Genomic DNA, 15,291 nt, shown 5'->3' with positions numbered 1-15,291 from the left:
GGCTGCAGCGACGCCAATGAAACGTGGCGGCTGGCTCCCGCCCACGTAAGTCCACTTTAGCCTGTACCCAACCGAAGGCGGCCTAAATGCATGTCGCCCAAAAGTGCGCAGCGGTTTGGGGGGGGACGGACTGAGAGCAACCGCGGTCGAGCACGAGGCTCAGCCCTTTGCCCTAGGCAAAACGCCTCGCAATGGAGATTGAGAACGCGGGAGATTGAGAACGCGGGGGAGATTGAAAACCGCGCGCTCCTATATTGCGCGTAGACCAGACGGTTGCGTGACCGGCTCCTACTCCGCGGAAGTTGGGAAATGTTTTTCAAGCCAGGTTCGCCACCTTGGCTCCTCCCGTTTTGCAATGCTCGCTGCATCGTCGCCAAAGAGGAAAAACCGCACGGACAGGAATGTCATCCCACCCATCGGCAAGGCGAAGAGGTGCGCGAAGCCCGGCGCTGGCTGGTCCAGCCGCACCACCAGTTCGGGACGCCAGGCCCAAGGGTTCAACCAGCTTTCGCCATGCATCGGCTAAAGGTTCAGAGGACGGGACCAAGAGCTGAAAGGCCGAGCCGTGCTGCCCGGGAAAATGCGTGAGGTAGAGGCGGAGCAGGCGGAAGAAAGCGATCCATCCATGGCTGTGGCCCTCGAACTGGTCGTCCCAATCATCAGAAGTCGCGAACCAACGATGGACCACGCGAACGGTGCAAAGCCCACCGGATTTTGCCTCAACGGTCCATTCCGTCGCTACCGTTCCCGGCTCACCCGGTGCTTCTGCGACAAACCGCTTGGGCGGCTCCCAAGCTGCGATGGTGGCGACCGCATCCATGCTTCCATCGGCAGCGAAATGCGAAACGGCGGTTCCTCCGATGCGGCCTTCGAGTTCGCTCGGCACGAACCATTGAGATATTCCAGGTCCCGTTGCGATCGCGTTCCAGACGTCCTCCGGTGTACCGGGGACATCCACTTGCGCCTCGACCGAGCGATTGCCGGCCGTGTCTTTTTTTGCTGGCATTGAACGTCCTTTCCTTGCGGATTGGCTGGTGAAGGATGCGCCGTCACGACAAGGCGATGGGACCGTCCCTGCGGCGCAGTATCGTCGTGATAGCGTGCCGCGAGCGTGGTGATGGCCTCGGTCAAATCACGCGTGAACGAGGCGCGGTCGGCGGCGGAGCGGAAGCGGATTTCGGTGTCGATCGCCAAGGTCGCCAGGCGTTTGCCGGCATCCGTTGCGGCGCGTTGGAGGGCCCCGATCTCCCGCACCAGCCGAGCGCCGAGCGCGATGAGGTAGCTCGCCGACAGGCGGTCCGGGGTGCGGTCCGGATCGGCGCCGACGGGACCCAGTGCGCTCGTCGAGACGACATAGCTTGTGGCGCTCGCCACCATGAGCCGCTCCGTCAGGCCACCCCACTTCCGCGTGTCTGCAACTTGGACAAGCCCGTGCTCCTCCAGAGCATGCAGGTGGTAATTGATCTTCTGCCGCTTGAGGCCGAGGCGTGTGGCGAGGGTGGCGGCCGAGGCGGGCTCCCGCAGTTCCGAGAGGAGCTGACTCCGAACGGGCTCCAACGCGGCGGCGGCCGCGCTCGGGCGATCTATGACTTCGATATCGAGCATGCAGCCCTCACATTGACAAGCTTTCCTGTCAAAGCTGTTGACGAGTATATTTGTCAATAGCGAAAGGATCGTTTCGTCCCGAAAAGCCGACGCTCCCAAACGGCATGCGGCTGCAGCGAGCGACCTATCTGTCGCCACTACCGAACGCATCCCCCCGCCCGCAGCCGGGCAATTGCAATGACAGTGCCGTTCGTTGTAGCCATTGCGACCGCTTGATTTTGGAGGAGATGCAGCATGGACCGATTCACTGGCGGTTGCCTGTGCGGCAACGTCCGAATTGTGGCGTCGGGACTCCCATACCGGGTCGGCATTTGTCATTGTCTCGACTGCCGCAAGCATCATGGGGCGCTTTTTCACGCTTCCGCAGTGTTTCCCCAGGGTGCGGTGACGATCGAAGGCGAGACGCGCGACTACGCCGGGCGGTTTTTCTGTCCCCGCTGCGGCTCGACCGTTTTCGGACGTACCGCAGACGAAGTCGAAGTGAACCTAGGATCCTTGGACGCCCCTGACCAACTGATGCCAAGCTACGAAAGCTGGATCATCCGTCGCGAGTCCTGGTTGCCGCCGTTTCCGCTCACGAGACGATACGAGCGCGATCGTGACGCAACGAGTCGCTTTGAGGAATAGTCGCACGAACGGTGCGAAAGCGTTTGGGAGGTCACGCCGGCAACGTCACTCCGGAAGACCGGCCCTGCGGAAGCCATCAACGAAATGCTCGAGAGTCGCCGCGTCGCGGAATGGCTCCGTCGTGGCCCAGTGGCGCGTGGTGAAATGCGGGTTGCCGACGAGGAACAGTTCGGCCTCTGCGCGCGCCTCGTCGAGCCGGCCCAGTTGGGCAAGGCTTGCCGCCAGGAAGCGGCGTGAGCTTGTACGATAAGTCTCTTCCCTGCGCAGTGTTTCGACAGCGGCTTCGTATTCGCCGGCCGCATATTGCGCCTGACCGAGTGTCAGATAGTACCAACTTGCCGGAAACGGGTTCAGCCGGAACGCCTTGCGAATGTGCTCAAGGCCTTCCTCGACCCGTCCGGCCAGGACCGCGATGTCGGATAATGCCGCCCAGGCATCGGCCTCGTTCGGGTCGAGCTCGATCGCCTTGGCGAATTCCGCATCCGCCTCGGCGAAGCTGCGCTCATAGGAAAGCAGGTAAGCCAAAACCCAGCGGCAGCCGGCATCGTTGGGGTCGATCGCCACGGCTTTGCGCGCCAGTTCCAAAGCAACGCTACGGGACGTTTCGGTTGGTCCGCCGGAATGCACCCATCCCATCCAGTGGTTCATGGCGAGCCAGCGATAGGCCTCGGCATATTCCGGATCGAGCGAAACCGCACGGGTGAGCATCAGATGCGCCTCGCGCGCCGTCTGCGGCGAATCATCCATCAGCTTGCGCGCCCGCACGCAGAGATCGTAAGCCTCGAGATTTTTGGGCCGATTGCGCGGCGGCGGTGCGCGCAGCCTGCCGAGCAACGCCTCCACGATCTTGCCGGTGACCTCGTCCTGAACGGAAAAAATATCTTCCAGGCTGCGATCGAACCGTTCCGCCCAGAGATGATCGCCACTCACCGCGTCGACTAGCTGGGCGTTGATGCGCACGCGCCCCGCAGCGCGTCGTGCGCTCCCCTCCAGCAGGTAGCGCACGCCAAGGTCCTGTGCGATATCGCGCACGTCCATCGCCTTTCCTTTATAGGCAAGAGCCGAGTTGCGTGCGATGACGAACAGGCCGGAGATCCTGGAGAGGTCGGTGATCAGGTCTTCGGTCAACCCATCCGCGAAGGATTCCTGCTCGGGATCGTTGCTGACATTGACGAAGGGCAGCACGGCTATCGATGGCTTGCCGGGCAGCGGCAAAGATTTTCGCTTCGCGCCACCGAGCTGTTCGACGGCCCCCGTGAAGCGGTAGCCGACGCGCGGAACCGTGGCGATCCATTCACCGCCGTCGGCGGCCGGACCAAGCAGCTTCCGCAGCGACGCGATCTGGACCGTGAGGTTGCCTTCCTCGACGGCCGTGCCCGGCCACGCCGCGTCCATCAACTCGGCTTTGCTCAGATTTCGCCGGGCCGTCCAATGAGTGCCGCAAGCAACTTTAGCCCGCGGTAACCAACGGCAACGGGGACATCGTTGCGAAGCAGCGCTCCCGCACCGGAATCAAGCACGAACGGACCAAAGGCAAAGCGCGATCCCTGCATGCGGCGTATCTATAGCCGGTTTGGAAGTTTTGAGAACTATTTGGGAGAGCTTAATTACGACGCTGTTCGTATCCTACAGAATTCAGCCTCTTTCAGGTCGAGGGTCCCCGGACCTTCAAACCTATGGAGGTTGTTATGAACGATATCCTTGCATCAGCCCCGCATCAGGCAGCGCGGCCGGGAACGCCCGTGCGGCCGGCGGAAATGTCGCGCCGGCACCTGACGACCCTGCGAAGCATTATCGCGGTCTGGGACGAGCGGAAACGCTTTCGCTGGGAACTTGAGCAAATGTTGAAGGACAATCCTCATTTGATCGACGATATCGGTCTGACGAGACGGCAGGTCGAGGCAGAGATCGCCAAGCCCTTCTGGCGGCGATAATCCTCGTCGCCGCAAGATCGCGAAGCCGATACCGTCATCCTCGTCCTTGGGTGCGCCAAAAGCATCTCGGAACAGTACTCGCTCGCGCCGGTCGCTGCGCGGACACTGACAAATATGCGACCATGAGGAAGACCGGCCTGGTCGAATCCGACAAAAGAGAACGAAGCGAAGGCGGCCGTGCATCTGACGTTCGAATTCACGGGCGGGCAATATACGGGCGGTCTGCCGGAGGAGGTCGCCGCGACGATCAGAGGCGAACCCTGGGTCGAGGACTGGAACGTGATGAATCTTCCCCGCCGCATGGAGACCCACCGCGCGCTCATCGCCGATTATAAGAGCCACGCCGCGCGTTTCGATGCGATCGCCGGTTATCTAGAAAAATGGCAACCGCCGGCGCTTATGCTGTGGGGCCGTCACGAGCCCTATTTCGATATCGCGGAAACGCTGTCCTGGATGCAGGATCTGCCGCGTATGGAGGCGCATATTTTCGACGGCGGGCATTTCCTGCTTGAGACGCATGCCGAACCAGCACTCTCCCTCATGATCGAGTTCATCAAGCGAACACAGGAGAGACTCACATAGTTCCCGTCGCTTTAGGCCGGCGAGTCCCGAGATCAAGCAGGGACGTAGGTCAACCTGATAACGTCCTCGCCAATCCGATCATTGGTCATAAGGCGGAGCGGCGGCCGGGGGCCGGCGAAATATGGCTTGCCGTGGCCAAGCACGACGGGGTGCAGGTAGATTCGATACTCATCGATCAGGCCAAGTTCGGTGAGGCTTCGCGCCAAGTCCGGGCCAGCAACTTCGATCTCCCCGTCGCGCTCGGCCTTCAGCTCGCGGATCGCGCCTTCAAGATCATCCCCAACAAGCGTGGCGTTGGGGCCAACCGACTTCAACGAGCGCGAAACGACCCATTTCGGCTGGTTCCGCCACGCCGCCGCGAAGGCGTGTCGCTCTGCATCCCATTCAGGATGATCGTCGTCCCAGTAACGCATGACCTCATACATTTTGCGACCGTACACACTGCCCGCCTGCCTCTGAGCCTCCTCGATGAAGTGGCGGAAGAGCGTGGGGCCTGGCGCAAACGCCATATGGTCGACGTAGCCGTCCAGGGACTGGTTCATTCCGAAAACGAGCTTAGCCATACCCGCCTCCTTTCCTCACGCGGCACATCCGCGCGGTTCTGACTGCGTTATGCAATCGGTTGTAAGCTAGATCGACTGATGGCGATCGACAGAAGCGAGAAATCATGCCGGATCTCCTTCTGCACTACGATTGCCCGGATTGCTGCTTCTTTGATCCAGTTAAGGTTCTTTCTTTCGCAAGTCCCTTCACGACATCGAGAAAAGCCCGCAGTGCCGGCGGCACGGCTCGATGTCCGGGATAGTAGAGCGCGACCCCTTCCGGAGCGGGCATCCATGCGGTCAGGACCTTACGCAGCCGGCCATTGGATATGGCCGCTTCGGCGGCCCAATCCGCCACATAGGCGACGCCCAGACCCTCTATTGCGGCTTCGACCATCAGTTCCTCGTCATCGAGGACGATGGAGCCGTTTGCGTCGATCACGAGTTCCTGGCCGGCGCGTTCGAACTCCCATCGATAGAATTTGCCGCTGGGCATACGATGGCCGATGCAACGGTGGCGTTGCAATTCCTCGGGCGTTCCCGGGTCGCCGAAGCGATCGAGATAGGCGGGCGAGGCGACACAGATGAACGTCAACGGGCGTGCAAACGGCACGGCGATCATGTCCTTGGGGACAGATCCGAGGAGGCGCACGCCGGCATCGAACCCGCTGGACACGATGTCGATGAGCCGCCCCTCGACGACGATGTCCACGGTCACGTCCGGATGGCGCTCCGCCATCTGCGGAAGAACCCAGCGAACGAGAAGCCCGGCCACCAATCGCGGTGCGTTGATGCGGACCGTGCCCGCGACATTGCCCCGGAACCCCGCGACGCTGTCGAGCGCCTCGTCCAGCGAGGCGAGCGCCGGCTGAAGGCGGTCGAGCAACCGGAACCCGGCTTCTGTCGGTGAGACGCTGCGTGTGGTGCGGTTCAAAAGGCGCACGCCCATGCGTTCCTCGAGCGCACGCATCGCATGGCTCAATGTGGAAGGTGCCGTGCCGATCTCGTCCGCTGCGCGGCGGAAGCTGCGGTGTGTGGCAACGGCCACGAAGGCGGTGAGATCGTTGAGCGACGGGCGGGGCATTGATGGGAATTTTGCATCATCGCATGCCGATTTCAACGGCTAATGCGCGCAATGCGATTGCCCTATCTCCTGCTTGTTTCAACTCGGAGATACCCCGGCTCCGGCCCGCTGCCGGTCCGCTCCCGTTATCAAGACAGAAAGGAACACGAAATGCCTGCACGTGACGCCATCTATCCGGCCAACCGCCACGCGTTATACGATATCCACCGCTATTCCGCAGCCATTCGCTCCGGCGATCTTCTCTTCGTGTCGGGTCAGGTCGGGAGCCGTGAGGACGGCTCGCCCGAGCCCGTATTCGAGGATCAGGTTCGGCGGGCCTTCGCCAATCTGCGCGCGGTCTTGGCCGCCGCCGGGTGCAGCTTCGACGACGTCGTCGATGTCACCACCTTCCACACCAACCCGGACGAACAGATCGAAACGGTGCTGGCCGTCCGGGCGGAAGAGATCGGCGGACCTCCCTACCCGAACTGGACGGCAGTGGGCGTCAATTGGCTTGCCGGCTTCGATTTCGAGATCAAGGTCATCGCCCGCATCCCTTCGACGACGAGCAGTCATCCGGCGGACAAGCGCTGATCGCTCGCCCTGCAGTTTCTGTATTGGCGATTGCACCCGGACGGCGGAAACGGCAGCGCGGCGCGCCCCGGCACGGGCTCGCGATGTCCGTCCAACGATCAATATGCTTTGCCTTGGGCCAAAATACGTCATTCGGCCGCAAACGATTCGAACGTTTTCACCACCGATCACCGCCGTTACTACGCTCTCTCGCCTCTTGGCTATTTCGCGCTCCTCGCGCGGACTTAGTTCCAGCGGCAATGGGCGGCAATTTTCGGTGTTGGCGTGGTGGAAATGGCAAAATTGGCGCGCCGGAGAGGATGAAACTGGGCACCGCTATGTGATTGAAGTCGCTCTGTAAAAACTCTCAGCCGGTTTCAGGAGCCTTGGCCTGTGCGAGGTCCTGCAGGAACTCTTCCATCAGCGGCCTGTCACCGAACCGGCGGTAAGCGCGCTCTGCTTCCAGCGAGAATGCCGGGTGCGCCTCGACCAGCTTTGCCATCGTCTGCTGGGCTGCCTCGACCTCTCCGCCCCCGGCCTGCAAAGCGGCCTGAATCAGAAGGCAGTTTGCATCGCGCGGCGCCCGGACCAGGCATTCCTCTATGACGGCGGAAGCCTCATCGCGGCGGTCAGCCGCGTAGAGCGCCTGCCCGTGCACATAGGCATAGTACTCGGGCGCCATAGGATGAAGGCGGCGGGCCCGCTCTGCGTTGGCGACGGCATCATCATATTCCCCGAAGCGAACCTGCGCCTTTGCAAGCGCCATCATGCTGTCGGGATCGTTAGGGTTGAGCTCCACAGCGCGCCGTGCGGCCTGCAAGGCGCCTGAATAGTCGCCCTGCACGGCAAGCCCGAAGCTGATGACCTGATAGCCAAGGCCAAGATTGGGATCGAGACGGACCGCCTGCCGGGCTTCGCTAAGCCCAAGATGGAGCTCCGGCGCGTTTGCCCGGCCGTCACCGCTCTGCGCCACGCTGGCGATAAAGGTCAGCGCGAGGCCTGCGCGGGCGGCCGCATAGGACGGGTCCATTTCAAGGGCGCGCTGGTAGAGGCCCCGCGCTTCCAGAATGTCCTGCGGGTCATTGGCGCCGTGCCGGTAGCGGTTGCGGGCCTGCAGCACGAGGTCATAGGCCTGCAGATTGTCAGTCGGGCGCTCCGCTGCCGCCGCCGCCTCGCTCCTGCCGATATAGGGCGCGATCTGCGCGACGATTTCAGTGGTCAGCTCGCTCTGGACGGTGAACACGTCGGCGACCTGCCGGTCAAAACTGCGCGACCACAGATGCGCGCCTGTCTTTACGTCGATCAGCTGCGCCGACACGCGAAGCTGGTCGCCTTCACGGCGGGCGCTGCCTTCAACCACATAATCAACGCCGAGCTTCGCCCCGAGCTTGCGCACGTCCGTACCCTGCCCGTGCACGGCGTAGGTGGAATCGCGCGCGATTACCTGTAACTCTGAATTGCGGGCAAGGGCTGTCGTCACATCTTCGGTCAGTCCGTCCGCGAAATACGATTGCTCGCCGCTGCCGCTCATCGCGGCAAAAGGCATGACCGCCACTGACGGCCGGGGGTCGGCGCGGCTCTGGTCCATCGACAAGACCCCCGGGATGCGGCTGACCATGGCTGCCAGGGGGAGCGGCTGGATTTGGGTGCCTATGAGGATGAGGGCTATGGCGGCCGCGCCATAAGACCAGCGGGCGGCGGTGCTGCGCAGCACCTGCGGCACCTGCCGCCATGGCGACCACGGAGAGCTCGCGCGCCTTACGCGGTAGACGTTGAGAAGTTCGGGAATGTTCTTGGCCCGCCTGCGGCCGATGCGGACGAACCTGTCCGCGCTGTTGCGTTCGGCCGCCATCACCACGGCGCCGCTGACGAATATCTGCCCTGGATCGCACATGGCCTCAAGACGGGCGGCCACATTGACGCCGTCGCCGTATACGTCGCCGTCATCTTCGATGACATCGCCAAGATTGATGCCGATGCGCAGCTCGAACGGGCCCTTGTCGAAGCCTTCCTGGATGGCCAGCGCCGCATCAACCGCTTCGTTGACGCTGGGAAACATGGCGAGAAAGCCGTCTCCCGCCGTCTTGACGATGCGCCCGCCATGGCGGGCAGTGGTCGGGGCAATGAGCTCATCAAAAACAGCGCGCAGCTTCGCGTAGGTGGAAGCCTCGTTTTCAGCCATCAGCAGGCTGTAGCCAACGATATCGGCGGCCATGATTGCCGCGAGCTTGCGTTCCATCAGCATTATTCCTGAGCGGCGGGCCATGCACGGACTATTACTACTGACACTTAGGCAACGCACAGCCCAAGATTAGACCCATAATCCCGGATAGGCTTATCAACACAGCTCACAAATGCGTGACGATTGTGGCCTATACCGTTCTGACCTTCGTCAGCCATCATCTGTTTCGTCCGGAGCCGTCCGTCGCCGCACTGGCGGAGGGCGACGCCGCATTGAACGGCCTGGGTCTTGCCTGCCTGCCCGACCACGCGCTGCGCCCCTTCCTTGCTGAAGGACGGCTTCAGCAGGTGCTTGAGGACTGGTGCCGCCCTTCCAGGCTATCATCTCTATTATCCAAGCCGCCGCCAGAATTCCCCCGCGGAGCCGCCGGGGCTACCGGTTGTCATCAGTTTGATGGCCCGTCGCCGACAGACACTTCGTGAGATGATATCGTCGAATCCCACCGCCAATCGTCTTGCTACTCGGGGTCGCGGCGACCCTTTCGTCCGTGAGCCGATAGTCATTCACAAGGTAGAGATTCAGCGCCGCTGACTGCAGTTCTGAGGTGCTCAACACGATTTTGACGGCACTGCGTCTTCGGCATTCTTCTTCGGCATATTTCAGCATCGCTCGGGCAATTCCGCGTCTACGGAAATGGGGGCAACATACATTCGTCGCAGTTCCATTACTCCCGTTACAGCGGTTTCCAGGCCAAACATGCCGATGACCGCGCCGCTATGTTCGGCGACCCAGAAGCCTCCCTCTCGCTCATCGTAATATTGGCAGATGCGTTCGATTTCCTCGCGCAAGGATAGGACGATGTAGGTTTCGAATTGCGCAGCCAAATGCTGCGGCGCGAGCAGTCTGTTGACAGTGACAAAGAGGTCTCGCACCGCAGACGCGTCCTTGTCAGAGAATGGTCTGATCAGCATACCCACCACCCGGCCTAGCTCCAGAGTCTACGCATCCCGCCGTGAGCCACCACGTCATTTGCCACAGCTTCAAGCTCCTCATCTGTAGCGGTGTCAGATGTTCTCTCTCCCTACCGCTTTTGGGCACAACGCCGTGCTAACCGTCCTTCGAACCGCGCGTCCATTGATCGACTCGAGAATACGTCTTAATACGTGACCAACCTCACGTCGCGTTAAGGGCCACCACGAATGGAAATGCAGCAGGTTCGCTATTTCCTGGCGCTCTCCAGCACGCTCAATTTTACGCGGGCTGCTGAGGAGTGCAACGTCACTCAGCCGGCGCTGACGCGCGCCATCAAGAATTTGGAAGATGAGCTTGGTGGCGAGCTCATCCGACGTGAGCGTCAGCATTCGCATCTGACCGAGCTCGGTCGCCGCATGCTGCCATTCCTGCAGCAATGCTACGACGCGGCGAGTTCTGCGAAGTCACTCGCCAAGGCTGTCAAAAGCAGCGATGTTGCGCCACTTAACGTTACGATCTCCAACAGCATCAACATAGCGCTGATGATATCGCCATTTAGCGAGCTCTTTCGTGCCTACCCAGGTGTTCACCTCAAGATCAGCCGCGGCGCTCCGACGATCGTGGTCGAGGCGCTCAAAAATGGCGACGCCGAGCTGGCGATCGCCGGCCCGCTCGGGCAGGCCTGGGACAGGATCGACACGTGGCCGTTGTTCGATGAGGAGATCGAGTTGGTGGTCAATTCAGAGCACCCGCTCGGCAGACGCAACGAAGCCGATGTCGCGCTGAGTCAACTGGTTGGTGAGCCGATACTGAGCCGGGTCGATTGGGAGACGAGCGAAGACCTGTCCCGCACCTTGAAGGCCAATGGGTTGGCGCATGAAGCGGCACATGAAGTCGAAACGGACCATGACCTGTTGGCGCTGCTGGAGGCCAACGCTGGGGTAGGCTTTGTTTCGATGACTGCGCCACGCTCACCCAACGTTCGCAGGCTCAAATTGCGCGATATCGATATTTCCCGAACCGTGGCCGCCTATAGCGTAGCGGGCCGGCAGCGTGCGCCTGTCGCCACGACGCTGCTCAACCTGTTGCGCGCAACCGACTGGTCAACCTTTGGGGTTCGCGAGCCTGCTCGATAGCCGCAAGCAGGTCGTCAATTTCCATTCGCTGGCGATAGTCGGGATCAAGGTAGCGCGCTGTGATGATGCCGTCGGTGCCGACAATGAAGGTTGCCGGAATCGGCAGGAACCAGGCGGCATTGCCCTGATAGCTGGGCACATCCCAGCCGGCGCCCCCGATCAGCGTTTCCATTTCCGTCCCGACCCAGATCGCCAGGTTCAGCGACAGCGCATAGCCATTGTCCATGTCGGTGAGGAAGGGAAAGGATGCAGCCGCCTCCTCTTTCAACGTCGTCGTGAATTTGCGCCGCTCGGGCACAATCGCCACGAACTGGCCGCCTAATTCAGTGATTTCCTTCTCGACTTCAGCCATGCCGATCGCATTCAACCGGCAATAGGGGCACCAGTGTCCGCGCTGGAAAGAAATCGCGGCGGGTCCTTTTTGCAGGATTTCGGCTAAGCCGACCAGCCTGCCGTTCTCGTCGGGGAGCAGAAACGGCGGCATTACATCGCCGGGCGCCGGTGCCATCGCGCCCGCACGCTGGTCCTGCAGGCGCTGCACCATCCGGTCGACCGCTTCAGCGAAGGTGGTGCTGAGCGAGCGCACTGCATTGGCGATCACCGCCATCCGCTCGTTCAGCGGCGCATCAAGCGCGATCGCAGCCTGGACGGCCTCTTCGAGCTTCACGACCAATTCATTGGCAGCCATGACGGCAACTCCAAATTCGCAGTTCTGCGCAGTGTAGCCTACTGCCAGCCAACGTCCATGCCGTAGATTCATGAAAGGTTCGCGAGACGATGCCTTTTTCGCATGGAAACGATGAGTCAAAGTAATGCGGGTCACTCAGATGCCAGAAATCGCCGCCACCCCGCCCAGGACGACGCTCGACTTGGTCAACGTTCGGTCGGCCTCTCGCAGTCAGCGAGCGCGCTCGAGCGCGGACACCAGGTCCTCGATCTCCATGCGCTGCTGGTAGTCGGGATCGACATAACGCGCTGTGATGATGCCATCAGCGCCGACAATGAAAGTGGCGGGGATCGGCAGAAGCCAGGCGGCGTTGTCCTGGTAACTCGGCAAGTCGTCACCGCCGGCGCCAAGCAGTTGCTGCATTTCCACGCCGATCCCGATCGCCAGATCGAGCGAAAGTGCATAGCCATTGTCCATGTCGGTCAGAAACGGGAACTCAGCCCCGACCCGGTTCTTCAGCGCCGTTGAGAACTTTCGCCGCTCCGGCGTGATCGCCACGACCTGGCCGCCCATGGCAGCGATCTCCTGCTGCACCTCGACGATGCCGATCGCGTTCAACCGGCAGAAGGGGCACCAATGCCCACGCAGGAAAGTGATCGCCACCGGCCCATTCGCGAGGACGTCGGCCAGGCTTACCAATCTGCCGTCCTCGTCAGGGAGCAGAAAGGCCGGCATGGCATCGCCGGGCTTAGGCGCCGTGGCGCCTGCCCCCTTGTCCTGCAGCCGCATCACCATGCGGTCGGCCGCGTCTGCGTAGCTGGCGTCGAGCCTTCGTATTGCCGCAGCGATCACCGCAAGCCGTTCGCTGAGCGGCGCGTCGAGATCGATCGCCGCCTGCACCGCCTGTTCGAATGTCATGACTTGTTCAACTGCAGCCATATGCAAAGTTCCGCATTTTCTCATGATAATCATGATCCAAACGCATTCCGTTCCTTCGCGGTCGCAGCTGGTGATGTCCACCGTGGACTGGCTCACATCATGTTCTTGTTGTCCGACGAGAATGTCGGGAAACCGTAGAGATTGTCGGCGAGATCGGTCGCGGTGATGCCGTGCCGCATGGCGAGTGCAAAGATGTGGATCAACTCCTCGCCGGCATGTCCGACAACGTGGGCGCCGAGGATATGGTCGCTCTCAACCCCAACGATGATCTTCGACCACGCCACGGTCTCGGCATAAGTCCTGGCCGACAGCCAGCCGCGCATGTCATTGACCTGCACCTTGATTCTCAGTCCGCCCTCGGCGGCCTTGGCCTCGGTAAGGCCGACACTGGCCACCGCCGGCACGGTGTAGACCGAGGATGGAATCTGGCCGTAGTCAGGCTGGTGCTTCGCGCCTTCGACGATGTTGCGGCCGACAATCCGGCCCTCATAGGTAGCGATCGGCGAAAGCTGGGGTGAGTTCCACACGGCATCCCCGCAGACATGAACGGCAGGGTTCGAGCGCGAGCGCAGGAACGCGTCGATTTCGATACGGCCGTCACGGTGTGCGACGTGCCCCGCGCCGAGATCAAGACCGTCAGTGTTGGCGATTCGCCCTGCGCAATTGACGACGCGATCGGCTTCGATGGTATGCTCGGAGTTGTCGTTGGCGAACAGCACGCGCAGGCGTTCGCCGACTCGGTCGATCCGTTTCACTAGGGCGAGCGTTAGCAAGGGCATGCCGATGCGCTCGCTTTCGCTGCGGATCTGGTCCACCGCGTCGGGGTCGAAACCGCCGAGCATTTGCGGCAGCGCCTCGAGGATAGTGACCCTGACGCCGGCGCGGGCGTAGACGTGGCCGAGATCGAAGGCGATGACGCCGCCGCCGATGAACACGACATCGCTTGGCAACGCACGGTCGCTCAGCACGTCATCTGAGGTCGTCATCAATTCAGCGCCGGGAAAGCACAGCTCCCTTGGCCTTGAGCCGGTGGCAATCACGATGCTGGCGGCGTCAAGCTGGCGCTCGCCGACCCGGACGGCATTGCTGCCGACGAATGCCGACTCGCCGTGGATGACGTCGACGCCGCGCATCGCCATCACGCCGGCCAGGCGATCGGGAATGTCGCGGACCATCGCCTGCTCGCGATCGATCAATGCGGCCCAGTCGAGGCGCGGGGCGGCAACCGTGATCCGGTGCTCGCACGCCCTCTCGATCTCGTGCAGCGCGTGGCCTGCCGCCACCAACACCTTCTTCGGCGTGCAGCCGCGATTGGGACAGGTGCCGCCGAGATCCCGCGCTTCGACCATCGCCACCGAGAGCCCGGCTGCCCGTGTCGCCACCGTGACGCCCATGCCGGCATTGCCGCCGCCAAGGATCACGACATCGTATTTTTCGGTCTTCATCAGGTCCTCCGGGCTCAATGATAGGCGACCGATTTGCCGAGCTTGCCGCGGAACACCCAGTAATTGTAGCCGGTGTAGACCAGCACGATCGGCAGCATGATAGCGATTCCAGCCAGCAGGAACATTTGTGAGCGAGGCGCGGCGGCGGCTTCCCAGATGGTCATGCTGTACGGCACGATGTGTGGGTAGAGGCTTGTGCCTAGGCCGACGAAGCTCAGGCTGAAGATGGCGACCATGCACAGGAACGGGGTTCGCTCCGCGCCGGTCACCAGCCCGCGCCACAGCTGAAGCAGCGCCATCGCCGTCAGCAGCGGCACCGGTACCAGATAGAAAAGGTTCGGCAAAGTGAACCAGCGTGCGGCGACCATTGGATGCATGAAGGGCGTCCAGATGCTGACGAGCACCAGAAAGGCAATGAAGACCGGCAGCAAATGGAGCGCATTGCGCCGTGCCCGCGCCTGCACTGGTCCCTCCGTCTTCATGATGAGCCATGTCGCGCCGTAGAGCGCATAGCCCGCGACAAGGCCCAATCCGCACACCAGCGTGAAAGGCGACAGCCAGTCGAAAGCGCCGCCGGCAAAAACGCGTCCGTCAACTTCGAATCCGCCGACGACAGTGCCGAGCATCACGCCCTGCACGAATGCCGCAAGTGCTGCACCGGCGCTGAAGGATAGATCCCACCAGCGCCGCGAAGTGCCGGACTTGAAGCGATACTCGAAAGCGACGCCACGAAAGACCAGTGCAAACAGCATCAGCATCGCAGGCAGATAAAGGGCCGGCAGCAGTATCGCATAGGCGACGGGAAACGCGCCGAATAGTGCAACGCCGCCGAACACCAGCCACGTCTCGTTGCCGTCCCAGAACGGTGTCAGCGAGCCCATCATGTGGTCGCGGTTCTCGCCTTCCGGATCGAGGAAGAACAGGATGCCGACGCCGAGATCGAAACCGTCGAGCAGCACGTACATGAACAGCGCGAAGACGACGACCGATGCCGATATGAATGCGAGATCCATTTGAACGTCCC

The 15,291-nt window shown here is 61.9% G+C and carries 16 protein-coding genes and 3 pseudogenes; 7 read left to right on the top strand and 12 right to left on the bottom strand.

What is annotated here, in order from left to right; translation table 11 throughout:
- Positions 1 to 316 precede the first annotated feature (316 nt).
- Together AC0L3I_RS12460 and AC0L3I_RS12455 are read right to left on the bottom strand one after the other, a co-directional pair.
- Entirely contained in the window at positions 317 to 1,006 is a 690-nt protein-coding gene (locus tag AC0L3I_RS12460; RefSeq protein WP_473527070.1) for an SRPBCC family protein, read from the bottom strand.
- A 425-nt stretch (positions 1,007 to 1,431) separates the two neighbouring features.
- Positions 1,432 to 1,605, bottom strand: a pseudogene (locus tag AC0L3I_RS12455) (winged helix-turn-helix domain-containing protein); the annotation flags it as partial.
- Between the two features lie 234 nt (positions 1,606 to 1,839).
- Between AC0L3I_RS12455 and AC0L3I_RS12450 the strand changes: the two are divergent.
- Positions 1,840 to 2,232 (top strand): GFA family protein, encoded by a 393-nt coding sequence (locus AC0L3I_RS12450; protein ID WP_473527069.1) that lies wholly within the window; start codon positions 1,840 to 1,842, stop codon positions 2,230 to 2,232.
- A 45-nt stretch (positions 2,233 to 2,277) separates the two neighbouring features.
- Here AC0L3I_RS12450 and AC0L3I_RS12445 read toward each other — a convergent pair.
- Positions 2,278 to 3,785: pseudogene (locus AC0L3I_RS12445) on the bottom strand (winged helix-turn-helix domain-containing tetratricopeptide repeat protein).
- Between the two features lie 135 nt (positions 3,786 to 3,920).
- On the opposite strand from AC0L3I_RS12445, the gene AC0L3I_RS12440 reads away from it, so the two are divergent.
- Complete coding sequence (locus AC0L3I_RS12440) at positions 3,921 to 4,166, top strand: DUF1127 domain-containing protein (protein ID WP_473527068.1); 246 nt, start codon at positions 3,921 to 3,923, stop codon at positions 4,164 to 4,166.
- A 177-nt stretch (positions 4,167 to 4,343) separates the two neighbouring features.
- The gene (locus tag AC0L3I_RS12435; RefSeq protein WP_473527067.1) at positions 4,344 to 4,748 is read left to right on the top strand and encodes an alpha/beta fold hydrolase; all 405 of its coding nucleotides are present in this window, start codon (positions 4,344 to 4,346) and stop codon (positions 4,746 to 4,748) included.
- Between the two features lie 32 nt (positions 4,749 to 4,780).
- On the opposite strand, the gene AC0L3I_RS12430 is transcribed toward AC0L3I_RS12435, so the two are convergent.
- Together AC0L3I_RS12430 and AC0L3I_RS12425 are read right to left on the bottom strand one after the other, a co-directional pair.
- On the bottom strand, positions 4,781 to 5,311 hold the full coding sequence (locus AC0L3I_RS12430) for a dihydrofolate reductase family protein (protein WP_473488502.1): 531 nt from the start codon (positions 5,309 to 5,311) through the stop codon (positions 4,781 to 4,783).
- 124 nt (positions 5,312 to 5,435) lie between these two features.
- Positions 5,436 to 6,374, bottom strand: coding sequence for a LysR family transcriptional regulator (locus AC0L3I_RS12425; RefSeq protein ID WP_473527066.1), 939 nt, complete (start codon positions 6,372 to 6,374; stop codon positions 5,436 to 5,438).
- 150 nt (positions 6,375 to 6,524) lie between these two features.
- On the opposite strand from AC0L3I_RS12425, the gene AC0L3I_RS12420 reads away from it, so the two are divergent.
- On the top strand, positions 6,525 to 6,947 hold the full coding sequence (locus AC0L3I_RS12420; RefSeq protein ID WP_473488500.1) for a RidA family protein: 423 nt from the start codon (positions 6,525 to 6,527) through the stop codon (positions 6,945 to 6,947).
- A gap of 346 nt (positions 6,948 to 7,293) precedes the next feature.
- Here AC0L3I_RS12420 and AC0L3I_RS12415 read toward each other — a convergent pair whose 3' ends face one another.
- The gene (locus AC0L3I_RS12415; protein ID WP_473527065.1) at positions 7,294 to 9,165 is read right to left on the bottom strand and encodes a tetratricopeptide repeat protein; all 1,872 of its coding nucleotides are present in this window, start codon (positions 9,163 to 9,165) and stop codon (positions 7,294 to 7,296) included.
- A 128-nt stretch (positions 9,166 to 9,293) separates the two neighbouring features.
- Between AC0L3I_RS12415 and AC0L3I_RS12410 the strand changes: the two genes are divergently transcribed.
- Positions 9,294 to 9,590, top strand: coding sequence for a hypothetical protein (locus tag AC0L3I_RS12410; protein ID WP_473527139.1), 297 nt, complete (start codon positions 9,294 to 9,296; stop codon positions 9,588 to 9,590).
- On the opposite strand, the gene AC0L3I_RS12405 is transcribed toward AC0L3I_RS12410, so the two are convergent.
- Positions 9,541 to 9,774, bottom strand: a complete 234-nt coding sequence (locus tag AC0L3I_RS12405) for a hypothetical protein (RefSeq protein WP_473527064.1) — start codon at positions 9,772 to 9,774, stop codon at positions 9,541 to 9,543. The two genes, AC0L3I_RS12410 and AC0L3I_RS12405, sit on opposite strands and share 50 nt — an antisense overlap.
- Positions 9,768 to 10,085, bottom strand: coding sequence for a hypothetical protein (locus tag AC0L3I_RS12400; RefSeq protein WP_473527063.1), 318 nt, complete (start codon positions 10,083 to 10,085; stop codon positions 9,768 to 9,770). The genes AC0L3I_RS12405 and AC0L3I_RS12400 overlap by 7 nt, the downstream gene beginning before the upstream one ends.
- Before the next feature lie 222 nt (positions 10,086 to 10,307).
- Here AC0L3I_RS12400 and AC0L3I_RS12395 point away from each other — a divergent pair.
- Together AC0L3I_RS12395 and AC0L3I_RS12390 are read left to right on the top strand one after the other, a co-directional pair.
- A pseudogene (locus tag AC0L3I_RS12395) lies at positions 10,308 to 10,433 on the top strand (LysR family transcriptional regulator); the annotation flags it as partial.
- Positions 10,434 to 10,496: 63 nt separating this feature from the next.
- Positions 10,497 to 11,216 carry a LysR family transcriptional regulator substrate-binding protein gene (locus AC0L3I_RS12390; protein ID WP_473527136.1) on the top strand — a complete coding sequence of 240 codons (720 nt, stop codon included), beginning with the start codon at positions 10,497 to 10,499 and terminating at the stop codon, positions 11,214 to 11,216.
- Here the strand turns inward: AC0L3I_RS12390 and AC0L3I_RS12385 are convergent.
- From AC0L3I_RS12385 to cydB, 4 genes are all read right to left on the bottom strand, one after another.
- Positions 11,158 to 11,904, bottom strand: a complete 747-nt coding sequence (locus tag AC0L3I_RS12385; RefSeq protein WP_123146634.1) for a peroxiredoxin-like family protein — start codon at positions 11,902 to 11,904, stop codon at positions 11,158 to 11,160. The genes AC0L3I_RS12390 and AC0L3I_RS12385 overlap by 59 nt on opposite strands.
- Positions 11,905 to 12,114: 210 nt before the next feature.
- The gene (locus AC0L3I_RS12380; protein WP_473527062.1) at positions 12,115 to 12,822 is read right to left on the bottom strand and encodes a peroxiredoxin-like family protein; all 708 of its coding nucleotides are present in this window, start codon (positions 12,820 to 12,822) and stop codon (positions 12,115 to 12,117) included.
- A gap of 92 nt (positions 12,823 to 12,914) precedes the next feature.
- The gene (locus AC0L3I_RS12375; protein ID WP_473527061.1) at positions 12,915 to 14,267 is read right to left on the bottom strand and encodes a dihydrolipoyl dehydrogenase family protein; all 1,353 of its coding nucleotides are present in this window, start codon (positions 14,265 to 14,267) and stop codon (positions 12,915 to 12,917) included.
- A 14-nt stretch (positions 14,268 to 14,281) separates the two neighbouring features.
- Positions 14,282 to 15,280 (bottom strand): cytochrome d ubiquinol oxidase subunit II, encoded by a 999-nt coding sequence (gene cydB, locus AC0L3I_RS12370; RefSeq protein WP_473527060.1) that lies wholly within the window; start codon positions 15,278 to 15,280, stop codon positions 14,282 to 14,284.
- Positions 15,281 to 15,291 lie beyond the last annotated feature (11 nt).

The sequence above is a fragment of the Mesorhizobium sp. WSM4840 genome, from assembly GCF_055811755.1.
Note: the sequence above shows the minus strand (reverse complement) of the source record. Positions and strands in the feature narration are given on the sequence as shown.